Source organism: Thiohalocapsa sp. ML1, from assembly GCF_001469165.1.
Classification (GTDB): Bacteria; Pseudomonadota; Gammaproteobacteria; order Chromatiales; family Chromatiaceae; genus Thiohalocapsa.
This window is the reverse complement of record NZ_JABX01000001.1, coordinates 203189-227847: the sequence shown is the minus strand read 5'-3', so window position 1 is coordinate 227847 and position 24659 is coordinate 203189. Positions and strand designations below refer to the sequence as shown.

Sequence of the window (24659 nt, the reverse complement as noted above, 5' to 3'; positions counted from 1 at the left end):
TATCGATACAGGTGATTGTCATGCCCGACAGCCATTACGCCAACTCGCCCGTCAATGTCCACAATGAATGGGATACCCTCGAGGAAGTCGTCGTCGGAACGCCCAGAAACGCCTTCTTCTCATTTTGGGACCCATTCTATCAATACGTCTACAGCCCCGAGGAGCTCGCGGCGATCGAGCGCCACCTGCCGCTCAACCAGCCCTACCCGGGTCGGTACATCGAGGCCGCCGAGCGGGCGATGGACCGCTTTGTGGGTATTCTCGAGGCCGAGGGGGTTATCGTCAGGCGTCTGGAAGAGCTTGATCACGGCCGGCCCTTCGCGACACCGCACTGGGAGACCTCGGGCGGCTTCTGTGCCGCCAACCCACGCGACGCCTTCCTGGTCATCGGCAACGAGATCATCGAGGTGCCCATGTGCTCGCGCTCGCGCCATTTCGAGACCTTGTCCTACCGCAAGCTGTTCGACGAGTATTCGCGCCGTGGCGCACGCTTCGTCGCAGCACCCAGGCCGCACCTGCGCGACGAGCTCTATAACCCGGACTTCGCGGCCGCGGACTCGCCGACCCCCTATGTGCTGACGGACCTGGAACCCGTGTTCGACGCCGCCGACTTCGTGCGCTGCGGCTTCGATATCGTCGGCCAATTGAGCCATGTCACCAACCAGGCCGGCGTGGACTGGCTGCGCAGACATCTGGGGCCGGATTATCGGGTGCATTTGATCCAAAGCCTGGACCCCAAGCCTGCGCACATCGATACCACCCTGGCCCTGCTCGGCCCCGGCAAGCTGCTGGTGAACGCCGCGTTCACCGACGTCAAGAAGCTGCCCGAGGTCTTTCGCGACTGGGACGTGATGATCGCACCGGAGCCCGTGCCCTACCGGACCCAGCCGCGGCTGATGAGCGACTGGATCAGCATCAACACCCTGGTGCTGGGTGAAGGCCGCATCATCGTCGAGGAGCGCCAGGAGCCCCTGATCCAGGCGCTGAAGGAATGGGGCTTCAAGCCGATCCCGTGCGCGTTCGAAGACTACTACCCCTTCATCGGCGGTTTTCATTGCGCAACGCTGGATGTGCGCCGGAGCGGACCGACCGCCGCCTGAGAGCTGCCACCCGGGGGGGCATTGAGGCCGTTGCAGGCAGCGCCCCCTGTTCCCCGGCGGCCTCTCGCATCTCGTCTGATCTGTGAGGGATCGATGGTCACGATGGGCCGGACTAGGCACCGCGCACAGCCGCTGAGCGCGCGGCTCTGCGACGGAGTCGTCCACTGGTCCAGCGCCGCCTTTGTCGCCAGCGCCGCCTTTGTCGCAGGTCGCCCGCTTCGATCCGGATTGAGGGAAAAGCCGATCACCCGCGGCGAGGTCTACATCGCCGACGAGGCATCATGCACGCATACCGCGGCGGAGATCGCCTAAGCGCGTGCCGAACCGTAAACGATGGCGACCGCGGACATCGGCGCCCTACTCCTGCCCGCGGTCGATGCAGATGCCGGCCGCGCCCCCGCCTGGGTTGGGCGCGCCGGTCACGTGAGACGGGCCGTGGTCAGGGCAAGCCCCAGTCCTTCCAGCGGCCGGGATGCTGCCGAATGGCGCCGCCGTGGTGGATCCGCAGGTCCTATGCCGCGGCGAGTCGCGGCCGGCCGGTCTGCCGCGCAAGCAGCACAGCGCCGGCGGCAAGCAGCAGGGCGGTCGGCGGCAGCGGTACCGCCGAGACCCTCGCGTTGAGGACCAGATTGTCGACAGCGCCGCCGCGTTGACTGTCCTCCACAGCTCCACCGCCGTTCTGGGCGGAGCCCGGTGCGAAGACCGGATCGAAGCGGAAGGTGACGTCCGTCGTCTGCGCCGGTGCGCTGGTGGACGGAACGCCAGGGTCTCCCGCCGCATAGCGCCGGTCTCCTCGCCGACGTAGTCTGCCTGCCGTCGCGGTGCGCGTGACTCTCGCGCACCGCTGGCGGGTTGACGCCCACCGCTTCAATGCATCCGAGGTCTGCAGATGGACGCGGAGCTCCTGCTCGGGCGCCTGGACGGGGTGATTCGCACCGGAGAGGGGCGCTGGTCGGCGCGCTGTCCCGCGCATGAGGATCGCAGCCCGTCGCTGAGCGTTCGACTCGACGGCGAGCGGCTGCTTTAAAGACTGCATTTGGTAGTCGCCGCCTCCACCAATCTTGGCACTCAAAAAGCAGTTAGTTGCAATGTGACAGGCCGCTCCTTATGCGGCCTTTTCTTTGCCTACTGCCCATCAATGTGATTGGCATTGATCGGCGATCAGGATTCCGCCAGCGCGAGGCTCCAGGACTCCAGAAAGATCGCTTCGTGGCGCTGTCCCTGCCGGGTGCGGCCTCGACATGATGTCGTTTTGAGAAGTATGCTGCAACCTCCTGTAACGGCGTAGGAAGTGAAGATTGTGGCGACGATTCTCAGCAGGTCGGGAGATGAGGTCACGGTGGCGGTGACGGTGCGCCTCGGGGGCAGTTTGCTGGAGATGGAAGCGGCGATCCAGGAGGCCACCAACGCGCTCGGCTGCTGCGTGACGGAGGAGGCACTGAAGCGCTTCGACACCGACGGCAGCCCGATCCGAGTCGGCGCGGTGAAGTTCACCGCCCGCGGGCGCGACCCGAAGGCTTACCAGACGCCCTACGGCGTCGTCGAGGTCGAGCGCTACGTCTACCAGACCTCGCGTGGCGGGCGCATCCACTGTCCGCTCGAGCAGCAGGCCCGGATCATCCGCGGCGCCACGCCGCTGTTCGCCAGCCAGGTCAGCCACAAGTACGCGCAGCTCAACGCGCGCGCGGTGCAGACGGACCTGGCACAGAACCATGGTCGCCAGGTGGCCACTTAAGTGGACCGCGGGCTGTCACCGCAGCGGACAGCCCGACAATAATTTACACGTACCCCGATCTGCCCTTGGTAGACTCCGCGCCACCGCTTAGCGCATCCCTTCGCTGACTCGGACGATGAAACGCGCATTCTGCTTCAGGCGTTTGCGCGAGGATGCGTTCTGTGCAGCATCCATCGGAAACCGACTATGGCAATACTACTATGGCAATACTATTGTGCAGTATCGTGAACGGGATTCCGGCCGACCCGGAAGGCGGCATCGTGCATATCCCTGAGCGGGGAATGACCGCGGTTGGACTCACCGTGGATGATCCGTCCTCGCTGAGCAGCGAGGAAACGAAGCAGGCTCTCAATAATCGCTATCGGGCCATTAATGCGAGCTACTTCTCAGAGCGGACGCTGATCCCTCTGCGTTTCGGCATGGTTGTCGATGATCAAGCGGAGGCGCGGCAGTTTCTGCGCAATGCCGCGCTGCATCTCGATGCCTTGATGGATCGGCTGCAAGGCAAGTGCGAGGTCGTCATTCAGGTCGCGGTCGATGTCCAAGCGGCCGTGGCGGAGCTTGCGCCGCGTGTCGACATGTCGGACAAGGTCGCGGCTGGAAAGGCATTCTTCGAGCTGGCGCAGGAGCAGCGAGAGGTGATCTCCAAGGCATTGTCCGCCGGACTCGTCGCGCATGTCGTCGAGCATCGCGAGGCCGGTGTCCCGGATGGGCTGACGCTGCTCATCAACACCTATCTGGTGGAGAAGGCCGGGATAGAGTCGTTCGCGGCGGCGCTGGGTCGGGTTGCCGAGCAGTGTGCCGACTTCATCGTCTTCAATTATTCGGGCCCCTTTCCGCCCTATGGCTTCTCGGCTATCGAGATCAACAAGGGGAATTTCGAGCTGATCAACGAAGCGCGGAACCTATTGGGCCTCGGAGAGCGATGCACGCGCGATGACCTTGTCGCGCGCTATCGCAAGCTGTCGTTCGAGCGGCACCCGGATCGACATGGCGGTGATGACAAAGAGATGCAGAGACTCAATAACGCTTACCGTATTGTCACGGCCTACTGCAAGAGCCGTGAGGGAGAAGAGATTGCCTTTACCCGCGAGGCCGTCGAAAGCAGCTTCATGCGCGTTTGAAGTCGGGTCAATCTCCCAGTGTACGCCTGGATCGGACCGCGTCGCGCGAATCCGGTTGGCGGCGACGGCCCGGGGCACCTCGCTCGCGGATGCGCCGGTGCAGGTGCTCGATGGAGGCCGCGAGCGCTTGGAGCCGCTGCGTGCAGTCACCGTGCGCCGCGCCGAGCCCCTGCAGTTGCCGATCGAGGCGAGACTTCTCCTGCTGAAGGCGCGCAATCAGCGCGTCGGTCTCGGCCTGGCTTTGACGACGCGCGGTGATCTCCTCCATGCCCCGGGCGATCTCTTCCTGTCTGCGGCGGTTTTCGGCGTCGCTGGCCTGCAGCTCGGCACGGGCGCCGGCGAGGGCACCGTTCAGCTCCCGGATATGCTGCGCTTGGGCCGCGCAGGTCGAGCGCAGCTCCAGCACCAGCGCCTGCTGCTCTTCGAGCTCGGCCCCGAGGGCCTGGCGGCGCGCGTTGCAGACCGCAAGCTCCCCGTCCCGGCCCAGCAGTGCCTGCAGCTCCGTTTCCATGCCCGCGAGGCGGACCTTGAGTCCCGCACCTTCCTGCTCCACCAGGGCGGCGGCCTCAGTCTGTGAGCGAAGCTGCCGGCGCAGCCCGTCGGCGGTCTCCCGCGACATCTCAAGCTCCCGGTCGCGCTCGGCCAGCGTGGTCTCCAGTCGCCGCCGCGCCGCGCGCTCGTCGTACTCGCCACTCTTGCAGAGCAAGCGGCCGAACAGCCAGCCGATCAGCGCGGCGCCGAGCAAGGCGAGCGTGAGCTCGATGACCAAGTCGCCCATTACCGATCCACCTCTACGTTGAATGCGATGCGCCGGTTCTTCGCCCGACCCGCCGCGGTGGCGTTGTCGGCCACCGGCCGCTCGGCGCCGTGACCGACCGCGGTGATGCGGGCGGCCTCGACGCCCGCGTCCATCAGTCGCGCCGCCACCGCCTCGGCCCGCTTGCGGCTGAGCAGCAGGTTGTCCTCCGGGCGGCCCCGGTCATCGGTGTGGCCGGCAATCCGGATGCGGGCGCCGGGACAGGTCGTCAGCGTGTCCGCAAGCGCCGCCAGCAGGGCGTCGCTGCGCTCGTCGATGCGTGCCGCTCCGGACGCGAAGAGGATCGGCGTGAGCAGGAGCTGATCGAGCCGCGCCTGACAGCGCACGGCCGCCTCATCGGCCGCCGCCAGCGCGAGGTCCAGGCCATAGCCCTGCGGCTCGAAGGCGCGCAGCGTCTCGATGAGGCGGTCCTGCTCGGCGCTCGAGAACAGGGTGCCGGCGAGACGCAGGTGCCGGTCGGACAGCGCGGCGTCGGCATGTTCGAAGCCGGGGAGCGCGTCCAGGATCACGCGCACCAGGTCCAGCCAGCCGCCCGGTGCGCCGGCGGCCACGTGCAGCTCGACCGCTGCGGTGGCGTCTGTCTCCGCAGCGTGGCCGGTCAGGTGCTCGGTCAGGCGGCGGCGGCTCGCCGGATCCGGCACAAAGCCGTAGACGTCCAGTTTGCCGTCCTGCTGGGTCAGGGTCATGGTGTAGGGGGAGACGATCAGGCTGATGTCCGCGTCCAGCGCGAAACCCCGGACCTCGAATGCCGACAGCGCGGCCAGGACCCGATCCCGCGCGTTCACCGAGGTGGCAGTCCCCCGCAGCGACAGTGCGCGATCGATCAGCTCGGCGCTGCCCTGGTCGAGCCCGGTGATGGCATCGACCACCGCGGTGGCGAGCGCGGACCAGCCGGGCGGATGACCGGCGGCCACGGCGAGCCCCGCCGCACCGGTGCCGGCGTGCGGCGCGATCCGTGCGGCCAGGGCATCCAGGCGCGCTTGGTCGGGCATGTAGCCGGCCACCGCGAGCCTGCCGTCCTGCCAGGCGATGGATAGTCGGTACGGGGACACTTCCCGCAGCCGAATCGCGTCCGCCACGTGCCGCACGCCGGGCACGCCGCCGGCCAGCGTCACCGCGCCGCGTTGCTCCGCGCGGCTCGGCGCCGCGCCGCGCAGGTGCAGGTCGCGGCCCTCGGCGCGCACTTGCACCCACGCCAATCCCTGCGCCTGCAGACGGGCCGCGGCCAGCTCGCGCAAGGTCTCCGGCACGCGCTCGACCAGCCTCGGCATGGCGATGGCATACAGCAGTGCCAGCGTTGCCAGTCCCGCGCAGGAGATCGCCAGGGCGCGCCGGCGCATCGCATCCCCCCTCAGGCGGGCGGCCGGGCGCAACGCCGCGGCACCCGTATCGGAGCCCGGTCAGTCGGCCGCATTGACTTGGTCCGCGGATGGACGCTTGCGACTGCCCGGAATGGCCCCCTGCGCAAGGCTCCAGCCGCGCCGCAGCTCGCGCCGGAAGCGCCCGCGTAGCCGGCTGCCGTCGAGGCCGCGCAGGGTGCCGCCATGCTCGAAGTGATGGGCCAGCACCTTGCCCAGCGCATAGGTCACGGCGCCGCCGGCCACCCCGATGCTGCCGCTGCCCGCCAAGGTGCCGATGCCGGGTATCAGCTTCGCACCGGAGCTGAGCGCGAGCATCGAGAGCGTCGGCGCGCTCCCGGTCAGCAGAGACAGCAGCACCGCCCGGGCGCGCACCTCGTCGAAGGGCACGTCGAAGCAGCGCGCCAGCGCGCGCGTCATCGCGATCTGGCTCGCGATCAGGCCCGCCATATCGAGCAGCGCCACGGGCACCAGGGCCAACGCCGCCGCCGCGAGCATGTGGCGCTGGATCAGGTTCTCGGCCTGCTCGCGGCGCACGGCGGCGTCGATGTCGCGCGTCAGTTGCTCGGCCGCTACGGCAGCGGCCAGCGCGTGCTCCACGGCCGGATCCGGATCTGGATCCGTCGCCGGGGGCGCCGCGTCGGGCTCAGACATGGACTATCTCCGCAGGAATCGACCGGCAGCACACCCGTCGCCACGCCGATGCTAGCCCGGCCCGGCTGCCCGCGCGTGCGCCGTTGTTGGCGCGGACAAAGGAATTGTTGCGCGAGCCAATGCGCGTCATGCGCTGACCGGCCGCCTTGCCACAGCGATCGACGGGTTTCGCAGAGGCAAGAGCTTCACCTGTTCGCCGACTCCCCCATTGACTAAGATCGACGCTGTGCTGATCAACTAGGTTCAGCGGAAAAGCAGCGGTTCAACGCGCGGTGGGAGACCAGCATAAAGTGAATGAGACGGGGGCCAAGCGTCGGCGGATCGCCGTGATTGGCGCGGGGCCATCGGGATTGGTTACGGCCAAAGAGCTGATCCAGCAGAGTCATGATGTCGTTGCCTTCGAGCAGCAGCCGATAATCGGCGGTGTCTTCGCAAACCATTACGACGAGCTGCTGCTCACGAGCAGCAACTTGCTCACCAGCTTCGGCGACCATTCGTCCCGGGATGTCGAGGCACGCGTTTGGAGCTGCGGCGAATACCTCGAATACCTGTACAGCTACGCCGCGCGCTTCGAGCGCTTCCTGCACATCCGTTTCTCCACGCGCATCACCTCGGTCCGCCGCGATGCGGATACCGGACGCTGGCGAGTGCGCGCAAGGAGCGCGCAGGAGGAGGTTGCAACGGCCCGCCGTCAGGTGCTAGATAGTTCAATCTGCGCCAAAACCGCCCTCAGCCGTTCATGCAGAACAGGCGCTTGGCAGGCAAAGCCGAGGACGGACTTGAAGAAGCCAGCGGAAGCGTCGAAAGTCCTTGGATCTGCGAGGATTTCCCTGCGCTGTGCGTAGTGGACACGCAATCTGAGGCTCGACCCGCATGAGCGATTTGAAGACCCCCGTCGCGCGACTGCTGGGGCTCGCCAGCCGCGGACGCGACGCCTGGAAAGACAAAGCGCAGGAGCGCCAGCAGCGCCTGCGTGCCGCGCAGGTGCGGATTCGCGACTTGGAGCACAGCCGTAGCTACTGGAAGAACGCGGGCGTTGGCGGCTGAGGGCGGCGCGTCGGCGCGCGCCGCAGCCGGCGGTGAAGACGGTGACGAGGAGCCTCCCCCATGGCGACGCCTGTGGCGACGCGGGTCGCCAACCACCGCCATTGCCTGGAGGTGATGCGGCTCAGCTTGCAGTTGTATCTGCATGTCGGCCTCGGTTGTCGCGGGGTCGGCGCGGTCCTGCGCGCGATGGCGGGCCACCTGCCGCCGGGCGTGCCGGCCGCGACCACCGTGCTCAATTGGTGCTGCCGGTTGGGTTTGGGCGTGCTGCGGCGTGCGCTGCCGCGGCATGACGATTGGATTTTCGTCATCGACCATACGGTGGCCCTGGGCGCGCTGAAGTGTCTGGTGGTGCTCGGCATCCCCGCCAGTCGGTTGCCCGCGACCGGGTATTCGCCCCGCCATGGCGACATGACGGTGCTGGCCGTGGCGGTAATGGCGAACAGTACGGGGCTGCGGGTGGCGGCGGTGCTGGAACGGGTGAGCGCGCGCACGGGCGTGCCGGTGCAGATCGTCTGCGACCATGGGCGGCGACCTGCGCAAGGGCATTGCGCTGTTCCGCCAGCAGGCGCCGCGCTGCGTCGAGACCTACGACATCTCCCATGCGGTGGCGACGCAACTGCAGGCGCACTGGCGCGCGCACGCACCCTGGCATGCGTTCCTGCAACAGGCGGGCACGACCTTGCCCCGCTTCCAGCAGACCGACCTGGCGTTTCTGCTGCACAACTCGTCGGTTGACTGAGATGCACGAGGTCGTACTCCACATCGCTCACGGCGGCCCGGCACTGGCCCGGCTCGCCGCTCACGCGGGCGTGCTCGATGCCGGGGAGGAGGCCAGTGCGGCGCGCTTTCGTTTCGCGGCCGACCGCGAGCTGTACCAGGCCGCCCATGTGCTGCTGCGCCGCGCCCTGTCGGCGCAGGTGCCGGTTGATCTCGCGCAGTGGCGCTTTATCCGCGGCGCCCACGGCCGCCCCGAGATCGACCCGATCGCTTGCCCGGAGGCCCGCGGGCTGCGCTTCAATCTGTCTCACACGCGGGGGCTCGTGTGCTGCGCCCTGAGCCGGGGGCTGCCGGTGGGTGTCGATGCCGAATGCCCGCGGCCCATGCAGGACGCACGCGCCATCACCGAGCGCTTTTTCGCCGCCGAGGAGGCCGCGGCGGTGGCCGCAGCGGGCGCACCCGGGTCGGCCGCCGAGGCGACGACCTTCCGGAACCTGTGGACGCTGAAGGAGGCCTATGTGAAGGCGCTGGGCCTTGGCCTCTCCATGGGCCTCGCGGACTTCGCCTTCCGCCTCACCGGCAGCGCGCCCGCCGCGATTGCGCTGCACGGGCCGGCCGGCGCGGACCACCCGGCCGCGCACTGGCGCTGCCTGCTGCTGCATCTGGAGCCGGGCGGCTGGACTCTGGCCGCCGCGGTGCCGGCGGCAACCGGGGCGCGCTTTCAAGCGTTGCTGCATACGCCGGACGGCGCCGACGCAACCGGGGCTGCGCTGGCGGGCTGCACGGCGGCCACGGAGCTGGCATGGGTCCGAGCCGTGCCCATGGCCGCGGCACACCGGTGAGCATGATGGGTCCAGCCGGCGCAGGGGCGGGCGGCACCGCGACGCGCTGACGGCAAAGCTTTTATTGCGTCTCGCAAGCGCAGGCGGCGAGCGGTGCTTCGGCGTGCTGGCGATCCGGGCTCCGGTCGCCTAACCTGCGCTGACGACACCGGCGATGACCGCCGACACCATCCCCGAGCCACCGGCAACCATGGGAACTACGCTGCACGCCCGCCTGACGGGCATGGCCACCGAAATGCAGGACTTTGCCGCGGACCTCGGCGGCTGGATGCGCGACGGCGCGCGCCGCTTGGGCGGTGCCGATCAGCGCCGATTGGCCGAGCGCTTCAGCGCCTGGGCGCTGGCCGAGGAGAACATCACCGACGCCGGACTGCGCGGCTGGATCGAAGACCTCGACGGCATCGGCCGCGCGGCCCTTGCCGAGCAGGTCGCCGGCTTCTGCGCGGACTTCGAGCTCGAGCTCGCCTGGCTGGTCGACGGCGAGCTTGCCGACTGGCCGGCGCTCGAAGCCGGCTTGCGCTCGCTGGTTGGCCACTATTGTCTCGCTTGCAAGGCCGCCGTGGACTGCGATGCGGATGTGATGCGTTTTCGCCGCCGCCGGCTCTGGCAGCAGAGGCTAGGGGCTAGGGGCTAGGAGCTAGGAGCTAGGAGCTAGGAGCTAGGAGCTAGGAGCTAGGAGCTAGGAGCTAGGAGCTAGGAGCTAGGAGCTAGGAGCAAGCGAGGCAGAGCCTCGGACCGACGAGTCGTGCTCATCGGTATCGAAATCGCTATCGAAATCGAACCAGTGGCAACCCATCCCGATCCCGACGCGCCTGGCCAGTCCGACGCCCCGTCGAAATTTGACTAAGCCTGCAAGCATTTAGCGCCGCCAACCACTTGCCCGCTCGTAGCCGAGCTTGAGGCCGGCCGGAGAGCCGACCTCCCGGTCGGCTCCCAGTCGCGACACAGTGCACCCCGCGCTGTCGCCGTGTTGACATGGAGGTCAACACTCCAGGTCAACACTCGAGTCAATACCCCTCGTCCCAAAGGCCTCTGAGCGCCCGAATCAGCGCGTGACGCGGGCGCCGCCGGGGACCGGCGTCGCCGGCAACGAGCGGGATGGCCTCGTCGTCAGCAAGCCGACACCGAAGACGGCTCCGAACAGCAGCGACGACGGCAGCACGCCGACGCGCAGACCCAGGTTGAGGCCGGTGTTCACCACCGCATAGCCACCCCAGTAGGTCAGTACCCGGCGTAGCTGTGACTGCTGCGCGCGGGCGGTGGCGAGCAAGCGGGGCAGCCGGCGCAGGCCGCCGTCGAGCAGCAGGATGCCGGCGGTGTCGGTGGCGAGGTCGGCGCCGCCGTGCAGGGAGATCGCGCAGTCGGCCTGGCGCATGGCGAGTGCATCGTTGACGCCGTCGCCGATGAAGCAGACGCGGCGGCCCGCCGCCTGCAGACGCTTGACCAGCGCCGCCTTGTCCTCGGGCAGCACATTGCTGTAGGCCTCCGTCAGGCCGAACGCCTGCGCCTGGGCGCGGGTCGGCTCCTCGGCATCGCCGGAGACCATTGCCACCTGCGCAATGCCGTGGTCGTGCAGAAAATGCAGGATGCCGGCGGCCTCGGGGCGCTCGCGGCCGCGCAGGCTGATCACCCCCTGCACCGCCACCGCGTCCGCCACCAGCAGGGCGGTTGCGCCCTGGACCTCGGCGGCGGCGAGCGTACGCCGGGCGCGCGCGTCGATGGGGATGCCCGCATCGTGCAGGTGGCGGCGACCGCCCACCAGCACCTGCTCGCCGTCGATGATGGCGCTGACGCCGGAGCCGACGGTGAAATCCGTCGTGGTGGCGTGCAGCGGCGCGCACCGCGACTGCTGCGCGGCGGCCGTCACCAGGGCCTGTGCCAGGGGATGCGTAAGCCGGCCCTCGGCGGCGGCCGCCACGGCCAAGACGCGCGCCGGTGCCCAGCCACCGGTGGCGACGACCTCGGTGACCGAGAGCGCATCGGTGGTCAGGGTGCCGGTCTTGTCGAACAGCACCGTGTCGACTTCCGCCAGTGCCTCCAGCGCGCGGCCGTCCTTGACCAGGATGCCGTCGCGGAGCAGCGCGGCGAGCTGGTTGGAGACGGCCAGGGCAGCGGTGGCCTGCACCGCATTGATGGGTGCGCTGAACAGGATCGCCAGCGCCGCCGACGGGCCGATGACGGGCCAGGCCAGGGCGCTCACGCCTAGCAGCGGCAGCGCGGCGGCATCGGCAACGGCCTCGGCTTTGAGCTGTAGCTGCGTGTGATGCCCGGCCCCCTCGCGCAGGATCCGCTGCACCCGCGCCAGCGTCGTGTCCCGGCCGGCGACCGTCACCCGCGCCCGGGCCTCGCCGCGCAGCACCAGGGTGCCGGCATAGACGGCATCGCCCGGACCCAGCGCCCGTGGCACCGACTCCCCGGTGAGCTGCTGTTGATCGACGCTGATACTGCCGCGCTCGATGCGCCCGTCTACGGGCACCGGCTCGCCGGTGGCAAGCGCCACGATATCGCCGGGGCGCAGCGCGTCCACCGCCGTGGGCACCTCGGTGTCGCCGTGCAGCACCCGTGCCTGCGCCGGCGTCGGCAGCCCGGCATCGAGCAGGCGGCGCGCGCGCTCGCGGCTGCCCAGCACGGCCACATCGGCGGCGTGACGGATCCAGCATTGCACCGCGGCGGCCAGCGGCTGGCCGAGCCCCAGCGCGCCGACACAGACTGCGACGTTGACTGCATCGTCGCCGACCCGGCCGTCTCGCACGAGCGCCCGCTCGCCCGCGCGCAACAGCGGCAACATGCTGTAGATGGTGACCGCCAGTGCCGCCGGCGTCAGGACCGGGACGGCATAGCTGCCGAGGCACAGCGCCACCGCCCAACTGCCGGCCCGGGCGTCCGCGCGCCGCCGGAGCAAGATATCCGCCGCGTCTGCCGCTGCGGGAGACTGCCCTGTACCACCCGCGCCCCGCTCGCGCAGATGGCGCCGCAGTCGCCGCGGGCGCTGGCCGCCCTCCACGACGCGCTGGCCGGCGTAGGCGCCAAGCGCAAGCCCGAGCTGAAGTAACGCCATGGTTCAGCTCAGGTGCAGCGGCGGCCGGCGGTCCGCCGGCGCCCGTTCCGTTGCCCGCGTTGGAAGCTGCGCTGTCATTCGCTCGGCGGGTGCTCCGTTGCCGAGGCGTCGGGAGCAACACCGGGAGCGCCGCGGGTCTTGGCGCCATTGCGGCGGGCCTTGGGTCTGAGCTCCGCCGCCACGCTTTTGCCCGCCTCGAACTGCTGCTCGAAGTAGTCGCGGACCGCCTCCGGGTCGAAGGAGAGGAAGGTTCCGCCGGCGGCGAAGTGCTGGATGAAGACCTTGCCCAGCGCGAAGGTCGCGGCGCCGTTCAGGATCACCAGCGTGCCGCCGCCGAGGAGCTGGCCGGAGACGGGGATCAGCTTGCCGAGGCTTGCGGCCAGGGTCGGCGCCGCGGTGGAGGGCAGCAGGCTGCCGAGGAGGCTGGCGACGGCGGAGCGGCCGAGGTCCGCCTTGAACGCGATGTCGTAGACCCCGGCCAGGCTGTGCAGCATTTTGAGCTGCAACGCCAGCAATGCCGCGAGGTCTACCAGCGGTACCGGCACCATGCCGACGGCCATGGCGCCAAGGGTGTACTGGTGGACCATGCGCTCTGCGGCGGCATGACGTGCCTCGGGGGTCAACGGATCGGACTCCGCGGCGTCGGAAGATGCGGTGCCGCCATCGGCGGCGGCATCCGACTGTGCTTGCTCGGTCATCGCGTGCGTCTCCTCGCTGCGTTTGTAAGCGGTAGTGCCGGCATGTCACGTTCGCGGCAACGGTGGCACGCATCCTGCGCCGGCAGCGCGCCGGCACCAATCACGACCCATTGCTGCTGACAAAGAATCTCTTGTCGCCGAAAAATCTGCCGCGCGCCTCCGCCGGCACGGCATACGGGCACGGACGCTGGGCGGCGGGTCGCGCCGCGCTGCTTGGACCCAAGGGCATCGTGCCGGGCTGTGCGCTCGGTCTCGTGACCGGGCTCGGCTGGATCGCGATTGATCGCATGCATCAACGTCGCCGACGTTCCGCGGACCCCGATAATCCCCCGGGCAGGTCCGCAGCGAATGGGGTGTCGAGACAAGGTGTTACGGATCTAAGTTGCGGAAAACCCTGTAATCTCTGCCCTTGAAGCTACGGAAAGGTTTCGTAACTTTGCGTCGCGAACATTAGAATGTTCGGATTCGCTCCAAATTCGAGCTTAAAGCCGTCCACCTGGATGCCGCCATGCAAGATCCCGCCGTTCAATCCGACCGATCCAAGGGCCACACCGAGGTCAAGGACACGACCTGCTACATGTGTGCCTGCCGCTGCGGCATCCGCGTGCATCTGCGGGATGGCCAAGTCCGCTACATCGAAGGCAACCCGGACCACCCGCTGAACCATGGCGTCATCTGCGCCAAGGGCAGCTCGGGCATCATGAAGCAGGTGTCGCCGGCGCGCCTGACCAAGCCGCTGCGGCGCAAGGCGGGCGCCAAGCGCGGCGAGTCCGAGTTCGAGGAGATCTCCTGGGCGGAGGCGATGGACATGCTGACGGAGCGCCTGGGCAAGCTGCGTGCCACGGACCCGAAGAAGTTCGCGCTCTTCACCGGCCGCGACCAGATGCAGGCGCTGACCGGCATGTTTGCGAAGCAGTTCGGCACGCCGAACTACGCCGCCCACGGCGGCTTCTGCTCCGTGAACATGGCCGCGGGCATGATCTACACCATCGGCGGCTCGTTCTGGGAGTTCGGCGGGCCGGACCTGGAGCGCGCCAAGCTGTTCGTGATGATCGGCACGGCCGAGGACCATCACTCGAACCCGCTCAAGATCCAGATCAGCAAGTTCAAGCGCCGCGGCGGGCGCTTCGTGTCCGTCAACCCGATCCGCACCGGTTATTCGGCCATCGCTGATGAATGGGTGCCGATCAAGCCGGGTACCGACGGCGCGCTGCTGCTGGCGCTGATCCACGAGAACATCAAGCTCGGCCTGTTCGACCGGGACTTCCTGATCCAGTACACCAACGCGGCGGAGCTGGTCATCGATGATCCAAGCCGCGACGACCACGGCATGTTCCTGCGCGACCCGGACGCCGAGATCGTCGAGGGCTGCACCGACCCGCAGAACAAGCTCTGGTGGGAGCGGCACAAGCAGGCGCCGGTGCTGGCGCGCAGCGAAGGCGCCGACCCGCGCCTGATGGGCAGCTACACCATGCCGGACGGCACGCCGGTGAAGCCATCATTCCAGTTGCTCAAGGAGCGCGTGGAGCCCTATACGCCGGAGTGGGCCGAGAACATCACCGGCATTCCCGCGGACACCATCCGCAGGCTTGCGCACGAGATGGGCGTCACCGCGCGCGACCATAAGATCGAGCTGCCGATTCCCTGGACGGACTGCTGGGACAAGGAGCACGAGACCGTGACTGGCAACCCGGTGGCCTTTCATTCCATGCGCGGGCTCGCGGCGCACTCGAACGGCTTTCACACCATTCGCGCGCTCGCCATCCTGATGACGCTGCTCGGCACCATCGACCGCCCGGGCGGCTTCCGGCATCGTGCGCCCTTCCCGAAGCCCATTCCGCCCTGCCCGAAGCCGCCGAATCATCCGGATGCCGTGCAGCCGGAGGCGCCACTGGAGGGCCTGCCGCTCGGCTGGCCGGCGCGGCCGGAGGACCTGTTCGTCGATGACGACGGCCGGCCGGTGCGCCTGGACAAGGCCTTTAGCTGGGAGTACCCGCTCGCCGCGCACGGCCTGATGCACAACGCCATCACCAATGCCTGGCGCGGTGACCCGTACCCGATCGACACGCTGTTCTTGTTCATGGCGAACATGGCCTGGAACTCGTCGATGAACACCACCGAAGCGCGGCGGATGCTGAGCGACACCGACGAGAACGGCGAGTACAAGATCCCGTTCCTCGTCGTCTGCGACACCTTCTCGTCGGAGACCGTCGCCTTCGCGGATCTGGTGCTGCCCGACACGACGTATCTTGAGCGCCACGACGTGCTGTCGATGCTGGACCGGCCTATCTCGGAGTTCGACGGCCCGGTGGACGCCGTGCGCCTGCCCGTGCTGCCGCCCAAGGGCGAATGCCGGCCCTTCCAGGACGTGCTCATCGAGCTCGGCGGCAGGCTCAAGCTGCCGGCGTTCGTGAAGCAGGACGGCACGCCCAAGTACCGCAACTACCCGGACTTCATCGTCAACTACGAGACCTCGCCCGGCTCTGGCATCGGCTTTCTGGCGGGCTGGCGCGGCAACTTCGGCGAGAAGTACCTGAAGGGCGAGCCGAATCCGCGCCAGTGGGAGCAGTACGCCGCCAACGGCTGCGTGTTCCATCATGAGCTGCCGCGCAGTTACCAATACATGCGCAACTGGAACAAGGGCTATCTGCACTGGGCGCGTGCGCACGCGCTGACGCGCTGGGCGGAGCCCATCACGCTGCACATCTACTCGGAGGTCTTGCAGCGATTCCGCGCGGCGGCGCAGGGCAAAAGGCCCGGGCGGCAGCCGCCGGAGCACCTGCGCGAGCGCATCGAGACCTACTTCGACCCGCTGCCGTTCTGGTACGAGCCGCTGGAGGGCCAGCTCGTGGATCGCAATCGCTACCCGCTGGCCGCGCTGACCCAGCGGCCCATGGCCATGTACCACAGTTGGGACAGCCAGAACGCCTGGCTGCGGCAGATTCACAGCCACAACTACCTGTTCGTGAACCCGAAGCTCGCCATCGCCCAGGGTATTGAGGACGGCGACTGGATCTGGGTGGAATCGCACCTCGGACGGGTCAAGTGCATGTGCCGCTACTCGGAGGCCGTCGAGCCCGGCACGGTCTGGACCTGGAACGCCATCGGCAAGGCCGCGGGTGCCTGGGCGTTGGACCCGAAGGCCGATGAGTCCAAGAAGGGCTTCCTGCTCAATCACCTCATCGGTGAAGAGCTGCCCAACGGCGGTGCCGGTAGCCACCTGTCCAACTCCGACCCGGTCACCGGCCAAGCGGCCTGGTTCGATCTGCGCGTGCGCATCTACAAGGCCGAAGGCCCGAAGGAGCAGATCACCGAGCCGCAGTTTGCGCCGATGAAGACGCTGCCGGGGCAGACGGGGCGGCCGCGCGGGCGCTGGCAGGCGTATGTGGCGGGGGTATTCGGCCGGAAGTAATGAAGAAGTACGGAGTACGGGGGCAAGCTCCGATGAAGAAGTACGGGGTAGGAGTACAAAGTACGAAGTACGGGGTCCAAGCGCCGACAGTGTACGGGGTTTGATGGCGGTGATGGGGAGCTCGGAGTACCGCGGCGACATGGGAGTGAGAGGCTATGGCTGGTGTGCGGCGCTTCGAGGATTGGCTTGCTTGGCAAAAGGCGCGCGTTCTGACCGCGGAGATTTATCGGATCAGCGCAGTCGGGGCATTTCAGCGGGACTTCGCGCTTCGGGATCAGGTTCGCCGGGCCGCGGTATCGGTCATGTCGAATATCGCGGAGGGCCACGAGCGGTACAGCCGTGCCGAGTTCAAGCGCTTTCTGTCGATCGCGCGCGGCTCGGCCGCGGAGGTGAGAAGCCAACTCTATGTCGCGCTGGACCTGAGCTACATCGACTCAGTCACCTTCGGCCGGCTTGCGAACGATTGCGTCGAGATAAGCCGCATGCTTGGTCGCATGCACGCGACAGTCGATAAGCAGCAAGCCGATGTCCAGACATGAGCCAGCTCGCAGTCAAATTCACCGGCCGCAACTGATGGGGGTTAGCGGTCCCCAGCTACGGCCCCCCGTACTTCGTACTTCGTACTCCGTACTCTCCCCAACCGAATTCTCAAGTTTTCCGATATCGGTAGTCCAATGACCCAACTCGCCCTCGTAATCGATCTGAACGTCTGCGTCGGCTGCCATGCCTGCGTGACCTCCTGCAAGCAGTGGAACACCTCCGGCTGGGCCGGGCCGATGGTGGATGAGAACCCGTACGGGCCTGACCCGACGGGCACCTTCTTCAATCGCGTCCAGACCTTCGAGGTCGGCTCCTATCCGAATACGGAGACGGTGCACTTTCCGAAGTCCTGCCTGCATTGCGAGGAGCCGCCTTGCGTGCCCGTTTGTCCCACCGGCGCCAGCTACAAGCGCGAGGACAACGGCGTCGTGCTGGTGGACTACGACAAGTGCATCGGCTGCAAGTATTGCTCCTGGGCCTGCCCCTACGGCGTGCGCGAGCTCGACGAGCAGCAGCAAGTGATGAAGAAGTGCACGCTCTGCATCGACCGCATCACCGACCAGTCCCTGCCCGAGCGTGAGCGCAAGCCCGCCTGCGTGCTCGCCTGCCCGACCAGTGCGCGGCTTTACGGGGATGTGCATGACCCAGACTCGGAGGTGTCGGTCGCCATCCGCGAGCGCGGCGGCTATGCGCTGATGCCCGAGTGGGGCACCAAGCCGGCCAACCACTACCTGCCGCGGCAGAAGACGCGCATGCACATCAGCGAGGATGAGCTCCAGCGTGCCGACAACCCGCTGACGAAGGAAGACATCACCGTCTATACCGGTGAAGAGACGCTCGACGATGTCACTTGGTAACGAAATCAGGTGCTAGGTGCTAGGTGCTAGGTGCTAGGCAGATCAGCAGATCATGCCGGCTCCCGGGCACCGGACTCCTCCTAGCCCCCAGCCCCTAGCTCCTAGGTCCTCAAAAAATGCATCCAGCCTTCTCCGTCATCTTCCTGACCACGCTGCTCGGCGCGGGGCAGGGCCTATTCCTCGCGCTGTTTACGGGCCAGCTCTATGCGAGCATCAAGCTCATCGAGCCGCAGGGCGCAGAGTTCTACACCGTCGGCAGTGCCCTGGCCTTGTTGCTGCTGATCGCCGGACTCGGTGCGTCTTTCTTCCACCTCGGGCGCCCGGAGCGGGCGTGGCGCGCGGCGAGCAAGTGGCGCACCTCTTGGCTGTCGCGGGAGGTCATCGTGCTGCCGATGATGATGGCGGTGGTGTTCTTCTATGGGCTTTTGCATTTCCTCGGGCTCACCCAGCCGTGGTTCGTCGCCGGTGACGGAACCTTGCCTATTGATGCGACGATGCTGCTCGGCTTCTTGGGGGTATTGGTCGCGTTCGCGCTCTTCGTCTGCACCGGCATGATTTACGCGAGCGTCAAGTTCCTGGAAGAATGGCACTCGCCGTACACCATCGCCAACTTCACCTTTCTCGGTCTGGCTTCCGGCTTCATGCTCGCGGCGGCGTACTCGGCCTACCTCGGCAATCATCTGGTCGGCTTCTACGGCACCTGGGCCGTGGCTTTCACATTGCTGGCGCTCGGCACGCGCACCGCCTCGCTGCTGCGCAACGCCACGCTCAAGCACAAGAGCACGCTGCAGACCGCCATCGGCATCCGCCACAACAAGATCGTGCAGAAGTCCCAGGGCTTCACCGCCGGCTCGTTCAATACCCGCGAGTTCTTCCATCATCAGAGTCCGGAGCTCCTGCGCATGGTGCGCATCGCCTTCCTGGTGCTGGTGTTCCCGATACCGCTGTTGTTGATCGCGGTGTCCTACGTGCTCGAATCGCCGACGCTGCCCATCGCCGCCTTCCTGATTCAGTACTTGGGGCTGGTCGCGGAGCGCTGGTACTTCTTCGCCGAGGCGCAGCACCCGCAGAACCTGTACTACCAGAGCATCGCCTGAACGAAAAAGGGCCGCTTCGTGCGGCCCTTCGGGTCTAGCGAGCTTCGGCGCGTTGCGGTCAGTTGAGCCCGCACATGCCGCCGCCGCAGCCGCCGGAACCGCAGGCGGGCGCGGGGCCGAAGCCACTGCCCAAGCTGTTGCTCGCGATGACGTTGCCGCCGGTGGCGAGGCGCTGCACGGGGGTGTCCCGCGGTGTGTCGCCGCAGTCCAGGTTCGCGCGCTCGCACAGCTCGCCCCAAGTGCTGAGCTTCTCGCTCATGCGGTGGCTGACCTCGACGATGCGGCCGTTGGACGCGCAGCGGTAATCGTAAGTGGGCATGTCGGTGCTCCCGTATCGGTGTCTTCTAATATGCGCGGAATTATAGCCGCGGACCGGCTTGCCGCAACGCTCCAGTGCTTGTGCCGGCGTTCTTGCGGACGCGGCTACTCGCCGTCGGCGGCCCACAGACGACCGCGCAGTGCGACGCCCGGGGTGTAGCCGACGCTGCGCGAATGGATCTGTCCGTCCCCGTCTACGACGAAGCTCGCCGGCACCGCGGGTACGCCCCAGGCGGTGGCGATCTCGCCGTAGGGGTCGGCGATGGCATCGAAGCCTAGGCCGCGCTCACCGAGGTATCCAGCCACTTCGCGCTCTCCGCCGGATTGCATCGCGACGGTGATGACCTGATAGTCCTGGCGGATGGCGTCGACGCTGCCTTCCTCAAGCTTGCAGGTGGGGCACCATGTCGCCCAGAAGTGCACCAGCACCGGCGCGCCACGCAGCGCGGCAAGGTCCACACGGGCGCCGCCGACGGTCGCAGCGACCAGCGGCGGTGCGGCGCCGGACGCGAGCGGCCGCGACTTGAACCACTGGACTCCAAAGAAAATGACCAACACGATGGCCAGATTGACGAGCAATCCGCGCCACTTCCGGCGGTGCGGCCGGCCGCTCTCTGGCGTTGTCTGGGCGGGGGCGTCAGGTGTCGTCATGGCATGGCTCCGAAGGGGCTTGATGTTTGCGCGGGCATTGGTGGTGCTGGGGCTGTGCTGGCCGGGCTGGTTAGTCGCCGCCGATACATCGGAGGATGTGTTCGATCTCGATAACCTGAGCGTCAAGATCACCGAGGAGCTGCCCTATATCGAGATGCCGGTGGGGGGTGAAACCATTCCGGTGCTGCGTTATCAGGACCCGACCCACCGCATCGTCCCGCCCTACGATCAGACGGCGCGGCCGTGCCCGCCGTACTGCATCCAGCCCATGCAGGTGGCGCCGGGGGTCGAGACCGTCGGCGAGCTGGAGGTGCTCGACTACATGCAGCGCATCGCCGGCGGAGATGCGCAGGTGCTGCTCATCGACTCGCGCAGCGCCGACTGGGTGGCCCGCGGCACCATCCCCGGTGCGATACACATCGCCTACACGCGGCTCGATCCGGCGCATGCGACGCCGGGGCAGATCGCGGAGCTGTTGCAACTGGAGCTCGGTGCCGCCCGTGCCGACGGCATCTGGAGCTTCGACGGCGTCAAGACCCTGGTATTCTTCTGCAACGGTGCCTGGTGCGGGCAGTCGCCGACCAACATCAAGGCTCTGATCGGGATGGGTTATCCGGCGCATCGCATCAAGTGGTATCGGGGCGGCATGCAGGCTTGGGAGTCGTTGGGTCTGACCACGGTCGTGCCTGCACCCTGAGTTCCGCAACGGACTCACGGCGCCACCTGCACCCGCAGCGGAATCCAGCGGTTCACGATGCGGTTGAGCTGCCCCGTTTCCCGCCACTGCCGCAGCACCAGCTCAATGCCGGCGCGCAGCAGTTGATCCTCGGCACGGACGATCCAGGCCGCCCGGGCATCCGTGAGCGGCTGAAAGATCCCCAGCAGTTGCGCCTCGGCGCCGTCGGTGGCGACGGCCCAGACGGTTGGTGCCTCGTGGATGAAGACATCCACGTCGCCGCGCCGCAGTGCCTCGATGCCGAGGTCCACGTCGGCGAAGGGCACCCGCTCCGCCTGTGGCATGCCGGACTGCACGAAGCGCGCACCGGCGGTGCCCTGCTGGTAGCCGACGCGGGCGTCGGTGATGATCAGGTCCACCGGACGGCCGAAGCGGCCAATGTCCTCTGTCCGGATCAGCGCCATCTGCCCCGTCTCGAACAGCGGCGTGCTCGCGGCCAATCCTAGCGCTGCGAGATCTGTCTCCGGCAGCGTCGATAGGATCAGGTCGAGGCGCCCGCCACGCAGCGCGTCTACAAGGCGCGCCTCCGGCATCTCCTGTACCTGGAGCTCACGGTCCAGCGTTTCCGCGAGCGCCCGGGCCAGGTCCACGATCAGCCCGCGCAGCACCCCCTGATCGAAGAACGCGAGCGGTGCGCCGCTTGCGGACACGCCCAGGCGCAGCGTGGCGCGTTCGACCTCGGAGATCGGCTGCGCGGACAGTATCGCCGGCAGCAGCAGCGCGAGCCCGAGTATCCAGGCCACGGTAGGTCTGGCGCCGGCGCGAGGCGGCAGTGCCCTTGGCGCGACCGGCGATGGGAGCCGTGGCGAACGGCGTCGAGCGCGCAATCCGTGTGACCCGAGCGCCGTCAGTCAGTCGCCGGGCAGCAGGGGGGTTGTCGCCCCCTGCTCCGGGTCTGGAATGGTGCTGAACCAGCTCAGCTTGTCGCGCAGGTTCACGACCTCGCCGACAATGATGAGCGTCGGCGGCACCGGCGGGTCCTGCTCGACCCGCGCGACGATGCTCCCCAAGGTGCCGGCATAGACCTTCTGCATGTGCGTCGTGCCCTGCTGCACCAGGGCCACCGGCATGTCCGGTGAGACGCCGTGCTCGAGCAACTGCGCCACGATGACCCGCAGCCCCACCAGGCCCATGTAGAAGACGACGGTCTGGTTCGGCTGCGCGAGCTGGGGCCAGTTCAGGTTGATGGTGCCGTCCTTGAGATGCCCGGTGACGAAGGTGACGGACTGCGCGCAGTCGCGGTGGGTCAGCGGGATGCCGGCATAGCAGGCGCAGCCGTTCGCAGCCGTGATGCCGGGGACCACTTGGAAGGGCACGCCCTCGGCGGCCAGCGTGTCGATCTCCTCGCCGCCGCGGCCGAAAATGAACGGATCGCCGCCCTTGAGGCGCAGGACGCGGTGGCCTTCTTTCGCGAGACGCGCGAGCAGCGCGTTGATCTCCTCCTGACGCATCGTGTGCTTGTTGCGCTCCTTGCCCACGTAAATGTGCTCGGCATCGCGGCGGACCATGTCGATGATCGGCTTTGCGACCAGCCGGTCGTAGACCACGACGTCCGCCTGCTGCATCAGCCGCAACGCGCGGAAGGTGAGCAGGTCCGGGTCGCCGGGGCCGGCGCCCACCAGGTAGACCTCGCCCATGTCGGTGGGGTTGCCGCCGGCCGCGAGCTCGCGCTCCATCGCCGCGTCTGCCTCGTCAAGATGCCCGGAAAAGACCCGCTCCGCGACCCCGCCCTGCAGGACGCGATCCCAGAAGCGGCGGCGGTCGCGCTGGCGCTCGAAGCGTTCCTTGACCCGGTCGCGATAACGGGCGCAGAGGGTCGCGAGCCGTCCGTAGCCGGCCGGTACCAGGGACTCGAGCCGGGCGCGGATCATGCGCGCGAGCACCGGCGACGCCGTGCCGGTGGAGACGGCCACCACCACCGGTGAGCGGTCGATCACCGAGGGCATGATGAAGCTGCAATCCTCCGGCTGATCCGCGACGTTGACCGGCACCTTGGCGGCCTTGGCGAGCGCTGCAATATGTCGGTTCACACGCCGGTCATCCGTTGCAGCGATGGCGAGTCGGACGTCGAGCAGGTCTTCGTCCTGGAAGCGCCGCTCGAACCAGGTGAGGGTCGCGTCCGCCGCGACCAGGCGCGCGAGGTCCGGCACCAATGCCGGCGACACCAGGCGCACGCGGGCGCCGGCGCGGCGTAGGTTTTCGAGCTTGCGCAGGGCGATGGGGCCACCGCCCACCACGAGGCAGGGCTCGTTCTTGACATCGAGGAAGATCGGTAACAGGTCCATCAGGTAGATCGCGGCAGTGGTTCGCTGTTGATGGGAAGCACGTCGTCGCGGGCGCGTGCCGGCAGACCGGGGCAGCGTCCGTCGCTTGGCCGTTTGCCGCAGGCGCGCAGCGCGATCCGCGCTGCGCGACGGCTCCATTTGCCGAGTCTGTGCAAATTCATTAATATACTTAATTGCTTGGGTAAAGTGTAGGTAGTTTCGTGGTCAACGAGATCGATTCAGAATCGCTTCGGGCACGGCTCGCCGACGGTGAAGACCTGCTGCTGGTGGACATCCGGACCCCGGCCGAGGTCGCGCAGGGCGCCATCCCCAATGCCAAGCATATTCCGATGCATGTGCTGCCGGTGCGCATGGAGGAGCTGCCCAAGGACCAAGCGTTCGTGCTGTACTGCCGCAGCGGCGCGCGCTCCTACCATGCGTGCCAGTACCTTGCCCAGCAAGGTTACGATAAGGCGCTCAACCTGCGCGGCGGCATCATCGCCTGGGCCCGGCATGGGTACGACATCGGGCATCTGACCGGCGGTTGATGGGTTCCGCCCCGGCCGGCACGAGCCCCGATCGCAAACCCGGCCGCGGGCCGCTCGCGGAAGTTGCGTCGAGAGGGGTTTTTGCCTAATAATCAGAATCTTTGCTGTTGCTGAAATACTTAATCGGCAACCCCCACCCAACCCCACTGCGGAGGTACTCGATATGGCGGAATTCGACCAGGAACTGGATGCCAGTGGCCTCAACTGCCCGCTGCCTATCCTGCGGGCGAAGAAGACGCTGAACGGCATGACGGGCGGCCAGATCCTGCACGTCATCGCCACCGATCCGGGCTCGGTGAAGGACTTCGACGCCTTCGCCAAGCAGACCGGCAACGAGCTGATGGAGTCCAAGGAAGACGGCGGCAAGTTCCACTTTTTGATCCGCAAGTCCTAAAGACGCGCGATCGCCGCAAGTCCTCGCCGAGCGCTCAACCGGGTGCTCGTCCCCACGTCACGGGCGTTCCGCTGAGCGAGCGCTCTTCCGCCAACGACAACACAGGACCTTCGCCGGTCCGCTTCGGAGGACACGATGGAAGAAAAGAAGCTGGCGATCATCGCCACCAAGGGCTCCCTCGACTGGGCCTACCCCCCCTTCATCCTCGCATCCACGGCCGCGGCCCTCGGGTATCAGACGCAGATCTTCTTCACCTTCTACGGTCTGCAGCTCCTAAAGAAAAAGCTGGCGCTGGAGGTTACGCCCCTCGGCAACCCGGGCATGCCGATGCCCATGGGCATGGACAAGTGGTTCCCGGTGCTCGGCCTCGCGCTGCCCGGCATGCAGGGCATGATGACGGCCATGATGAAGCAGAAGATGAAGGCGAAGGGCGTCGCCAGCGTCGACCAACTGCGCGATCTCTGTCAGGAGGCCGAGGTCAAGCTCATCGCCTGCCAAATGACCGTTGACCTGTTCGACATGGACACCGCCGAGTTCATCGACGGCATTGAGTATGCCGGCGCCGCCTCGTTCTTTGAGTTCGCTGGCGACAGCGACATCTGCCTGTATATCTGACCTATGCCCATCGGGGGCGCTGCGTCGCACGCTGAGCTTCGTTGCCGACAGCCTGATCGCACCCTTTGGCACGGCTC

27 protein-coding genes are annotated in these 24659 nt (G+C 67.4%); 18 read left to right on the top strand and 9 right to left on the bottom strand.

The window, feature by feature from the left end; translation table 11 throughout:
* The first annotated feature begins 20 nt into the window (after positions 1-20).
* The 5 genes from ML01_RS00910 to ML01_RS00895 all read left to right on the top strand — a co-directional run bounded on the left by ML01_RS00910 (position 21) and on the right by ML01_RS00895 (position 3959).
* Entirely contained in the window at positions 21-1100 is a 1080-nt protein-coding gene (locus ML01_RS00910; protein WP_058553598.1) for a hypothetical protein, read from the top strand.
* 93 nt (positions 1101-1193) lie between these two features.
* Positions 1194-1412, top strand: coding sequence for a hypothetical protein (locus tag ML01_RS30055; protein ID WP_058553497.1), 219 nt, complete (start codon positions 1194-1196; stop codon positions 1410-1412).
* A 577-nt stretch (positions 1413-1989) separates the two neighbouring features.
* Positions 1990-2127 carry a hypothetical protein gene (locus ML01_RS26720; RefSeq protein ID WP_216819082.1) on the top strand — a complete coding sequence of 46 codons (138 nt, stop codon included), beginning with the start codon at positions 1990-1992 and terminating at the stop codon, positions 2125-2127.
* A gap of 273 nt (positions 2128-2400) precedes the next feature.
* Positions 2401-2835 carry a hypothetical protein gene (locus ML01_RS00900; protein ID WP_216819081.1) on the top strand — a complete coding sequence of 145 codons (435 nt, stop codon included), beginning with the start codon at positions 2401-2403 and terminating at the stop codon, positions 2833-2835.
* 224 nt (positions 2836-3059) lie between these two features.
* Complete coding sequence (locus ML01_RS00895) at positions 3060-3959, top strand: GvpL/GvpF family gas vesicle protein (RefSeq protein ID WP_162267937.1); 900 nt, start codon at positions 3060-3062, stop codon at positions 3957-3959.
* 7 nt (positions 3960-3966) lie between these two features.
* Here the strand turns inward: ML01_RS00895 and ML01_RS00890 are convergent, their stop codons facing one another.
* The 3 genes from ML01_RS00890 to ML01_RS00880 are packed head-to-tail and all read right to left on the bottom strand — an operon-like array spanning position 3967 to position 6788.
* On the bottom strand, positions 3967-4737 hold the full coding sequence (locus tag ML01_RS00890; RefSeq protein ID WP_058553494.1) for a hypothetical protein: 771 nt from the start codon (positions 4735-4737) through the stop codon (positions 3967-3969).
* Positions 4737-6116: an OmpA family protein gene (locus ML01_RS00885; protein WP_058553493.1), complete on the bottom strand. Its 1380-nt coding sequence runs from the start codon at positions 6114-6116 to the stop codon at positions 4737-4739. Before ML01_RS00885 ends, ML01_RS00890 begins: the two co-directional genes overlap by 1 nt.
* Positions 6117-6176: 60 nt before the next feature.
* A complete protein-coding gene (locus ML01_RS00880; protein WP_058553492.1) occupies positions 6177-6788 on the bottom strand; it encodes a DUF697 domain-containing protein in 612 nt (203 codons plus the stop codon).
* A gap of 290 nt (positions 6789-7078) precedes the next feature.
* On the opposite strand from ML01_RS00880, the gene ML01_RS00875 reads away from it, so the two are divergent.
* The 5 genes from ML01_RS00875 (at position 7079) to ML01_RS00860 (ending at position 10028) form a co-directional block, all read left to right on the top strand.
* Entirely contained in the window at positions 7079-7633 is a 555-nt protein-coding gene (locus tag ML01_RS00875) for an NAD(P)-binding protein (protein ID WP_058553491.1), read from the top strand.
* Positions 7634-7661: 28 nt separating this feature from the next.
* Complete coding sequence (locus ML01_RS28265) at positions 7662-7835, top strand: hypothetical protein (protein WP_156427483.1); 174 nt, start codon at positions 7662-7664, stop codon at positions 7833-7835.
* A gap of 520 nt (positions 7836-8355) precedes the next feature.
* A complete protein-coding gene (locus ML01_RS30050) occupies positions 8356-8574 on the top strand; it encodes a hypothetical protein (protein WP_058553490.1) in 219 nt (72 codons plus the stop codon).
* A gap of 1 nt (position 8575) precedes the next feature.
* Entirely contained in the window at positions 8576-9394 is an 819-nt protein-coding gene (locus ML01_RS00865; protein WP_058553489.1) for a 4'-phosphopantetheinyl transferase superfamily protein, read from the top strand.
* A gap of 154 nt (positions 9395-9548) precedes the next feature.
* Entirely contained in the window at positions 9549-10028 is a 480-nt protein-coding gene (locus tag ML01_RS00860) for a hypothetical protein (RefSeq protein ID WP_058553488.1), read from the top strand.
* A gap of 411 nt (positions 10029-10439) precedes the next feature.
* Here the strand turns inward: ML01_RS00860 and ML01_RS00855 are convergent, their stop codons facing one another.
* Both ML01_RS00855 and ML01_RS00850 read right to left on the bottom strand, forming a co-directional pair.
* On the bottom strand, positions 10440-12452 hold the full coding sequence (locus ML01_RS00855) for an HAD-IC family P-type ATPase (protein ID WP_082673813.1): 2013 nt from the start codon (positions 12450-12452) through the stop codon (positions 10440-10442).
* A gap of 74 nt (positions 12453-12526) precedes the next feature.
* The gene (locus ML01_RS00850) at positions 12527-13150 is read right to left on the bottom strand and encodes a YcjF family protein (protein WP_058553486.1); all 624 of its coding nucleotides are present in this window, start codon (positions 13148-13150) and stop codon (positions 12527-12529) included.
* A gap of 508 nt (positions 13151-13658) precedes the next feature.
* On the opposite strand from ML01_RS00850, the gene soeA reads away from it, so the two are divergent.
* From soeA to soeC, 4 genes are all read left to right on the top strand, one after another.
* Positions 13659-16562 (top strand): sulfite dehydrogenase subunit SoeA, encoded by a 2904-nt coding sequence (gene soeA, locus ML01_RS00845; RefSeq protein WP_058553485.1) that lies wholly within the window; start codon positions 13659-13661, stop codon positions 16560-16562.
* A 155-nt stretch (positions 16563-16717) separates the two neighbouring features.
* Complete coding sequence (locus ML01_RS00840; RefSeq protein WP_058553484.1) at positions 16718-17101, top strand: four helix bundle protein; 384 nt, start codon at positions 16718-16720, stop codon at positions 17099-17101.
* Positions 17102-17236: 135 nt separating this feature from the next.
* Entirely contained in the window at positions 17237-17959 is a 723-nt protein-coding gene (gene soeB / locus ML01_RS00835) for a sulfite dehydrogenase subunit SoeB (protein ID WP_058553483.1), read from the top strand.
* Positions 17960-18075: 116 nt separating this feature from the next.
* On the top strand, positions 18076-19056 hold the full coding sequence (gene soeC / locus ML01_RS00830; RefSeq protein ID WP_058553482.1) for a sulfite dehydrogenase subunit SoeC: 981 nt from the start codon (positions 18076-18078) through the stop codon (positions 19054-19056).
* Between the two features lie 58 nt (positions 19057-19114).
* Here the strand turns inward: soeC and ML01_RS00825 are convergent, their stop codons facing one another.
* A complete protein-coding gene (locus tag ML01_RS00825) occupies positions 19115-19375 on the bottom strand; it encodes a hypothetical protein (protein WP_058553481.1) in 261 nt (86 codons plus the stop codon).
* Positions 19376-19479: 104 nt separating this feature from the next.
* Entirely contained in the window at positions 19480-20025 is a 546-nt protein-coding gene (locus ML01_RS00820; protein ID WP_058553480.1) for a protein disulfide oxidoreductase, read from the bottom strand.
* 22 nt (positions 20026-20047) lie between these two features.
* Here ML01_RS00820 and ML01_RS00815 point away from each other — a divergent pair, with 22 nt between their 5' ends.
* The gene (locus ML01_RS00815; protein ID WP_058553479.1) at positions 20048-20722 is read left to right on the top strand and encodes a rhodanese-like domain-containing protein; all 675 of its coding nucleotides are present in this window, start codon (positions 20048-20050) and stop codon (positions 20720-20722) included.
* 14 nt (positions 20723-20736) lie between these two features.
* Here the strand turns inward: ML01_RS00815 and ML01_RS00810 are convergent, their stop codons facing one another.
* Together ML01_RS00810 and cysG are read right to left on the bottom strand one after the other, a co-directional pair.
* Entirely contained in the window at positions 20737-21504 is a 768-nt protein-coding gene (locus ML01_RS00810; RefSeq protein WP_058553478.1) for an ABC transporter substrate-binding protein, read from the bottom strand.
* A 108-nt stretch (positions 21505-21612) separates the two neighbouring features.
* Positions 21613-23046, bottom strand: a complete 1434-nt coding sequence (gene cysG / locus ML01_RS00805) for a siroheme synthase CysG (protein ID WP_058553477.1) — start codon at positions 23044-23046, stop codon at positions 21613-21615.
* 200 nt (positions 23047-23246) lie between these two features.
* On the opposite strand from cysG, the gene ML01_RS00800 reads away from it, so the two are divergent.
* The 3 genes from ML01_RS00800 (at position 23247) to ML01_RS00790 (ending at position 24582) form a co-directional block, all read left to right on the top strand.
* Positions 23247-23573, top strand: a complete 327-nt coding sequence (locus ML01_RS00800; protein ID WP_058553476.1) for a rhodanese-like domain-containing protein — start codon at positions 23247-23249, stop codon at positions 23571-23573.
* Positions 23574-23736: 163 nt separating this feature from the next.
* On the top strand, positions 23737-23967 hold the full coding sequence (locus ML01_RS00795) for a sulfurtransferase TusA family protein (protein ID WP_058553475.1): 231 nt from the start codon (positions 23737-23739) through the stop codon (positions 23965-23967).
* A 135-nt stretch (positions 23968-24102) separates the two neighbouring features.
* The gene (locus ML01_RS00790; protein ID WP_058553474.1) at positions 24103-24582 is read left to right on the top strand and encodes a DsrE/DsrF/DrsH-like family protein; all 480 of its coding nucleotides are present in this window, start codon (positions 24103-24105) and stop codon (positions 24580-24582) included.
* The last annotated feature ends 77 nt before the right edge of the window (positions 24583-24659 follow it).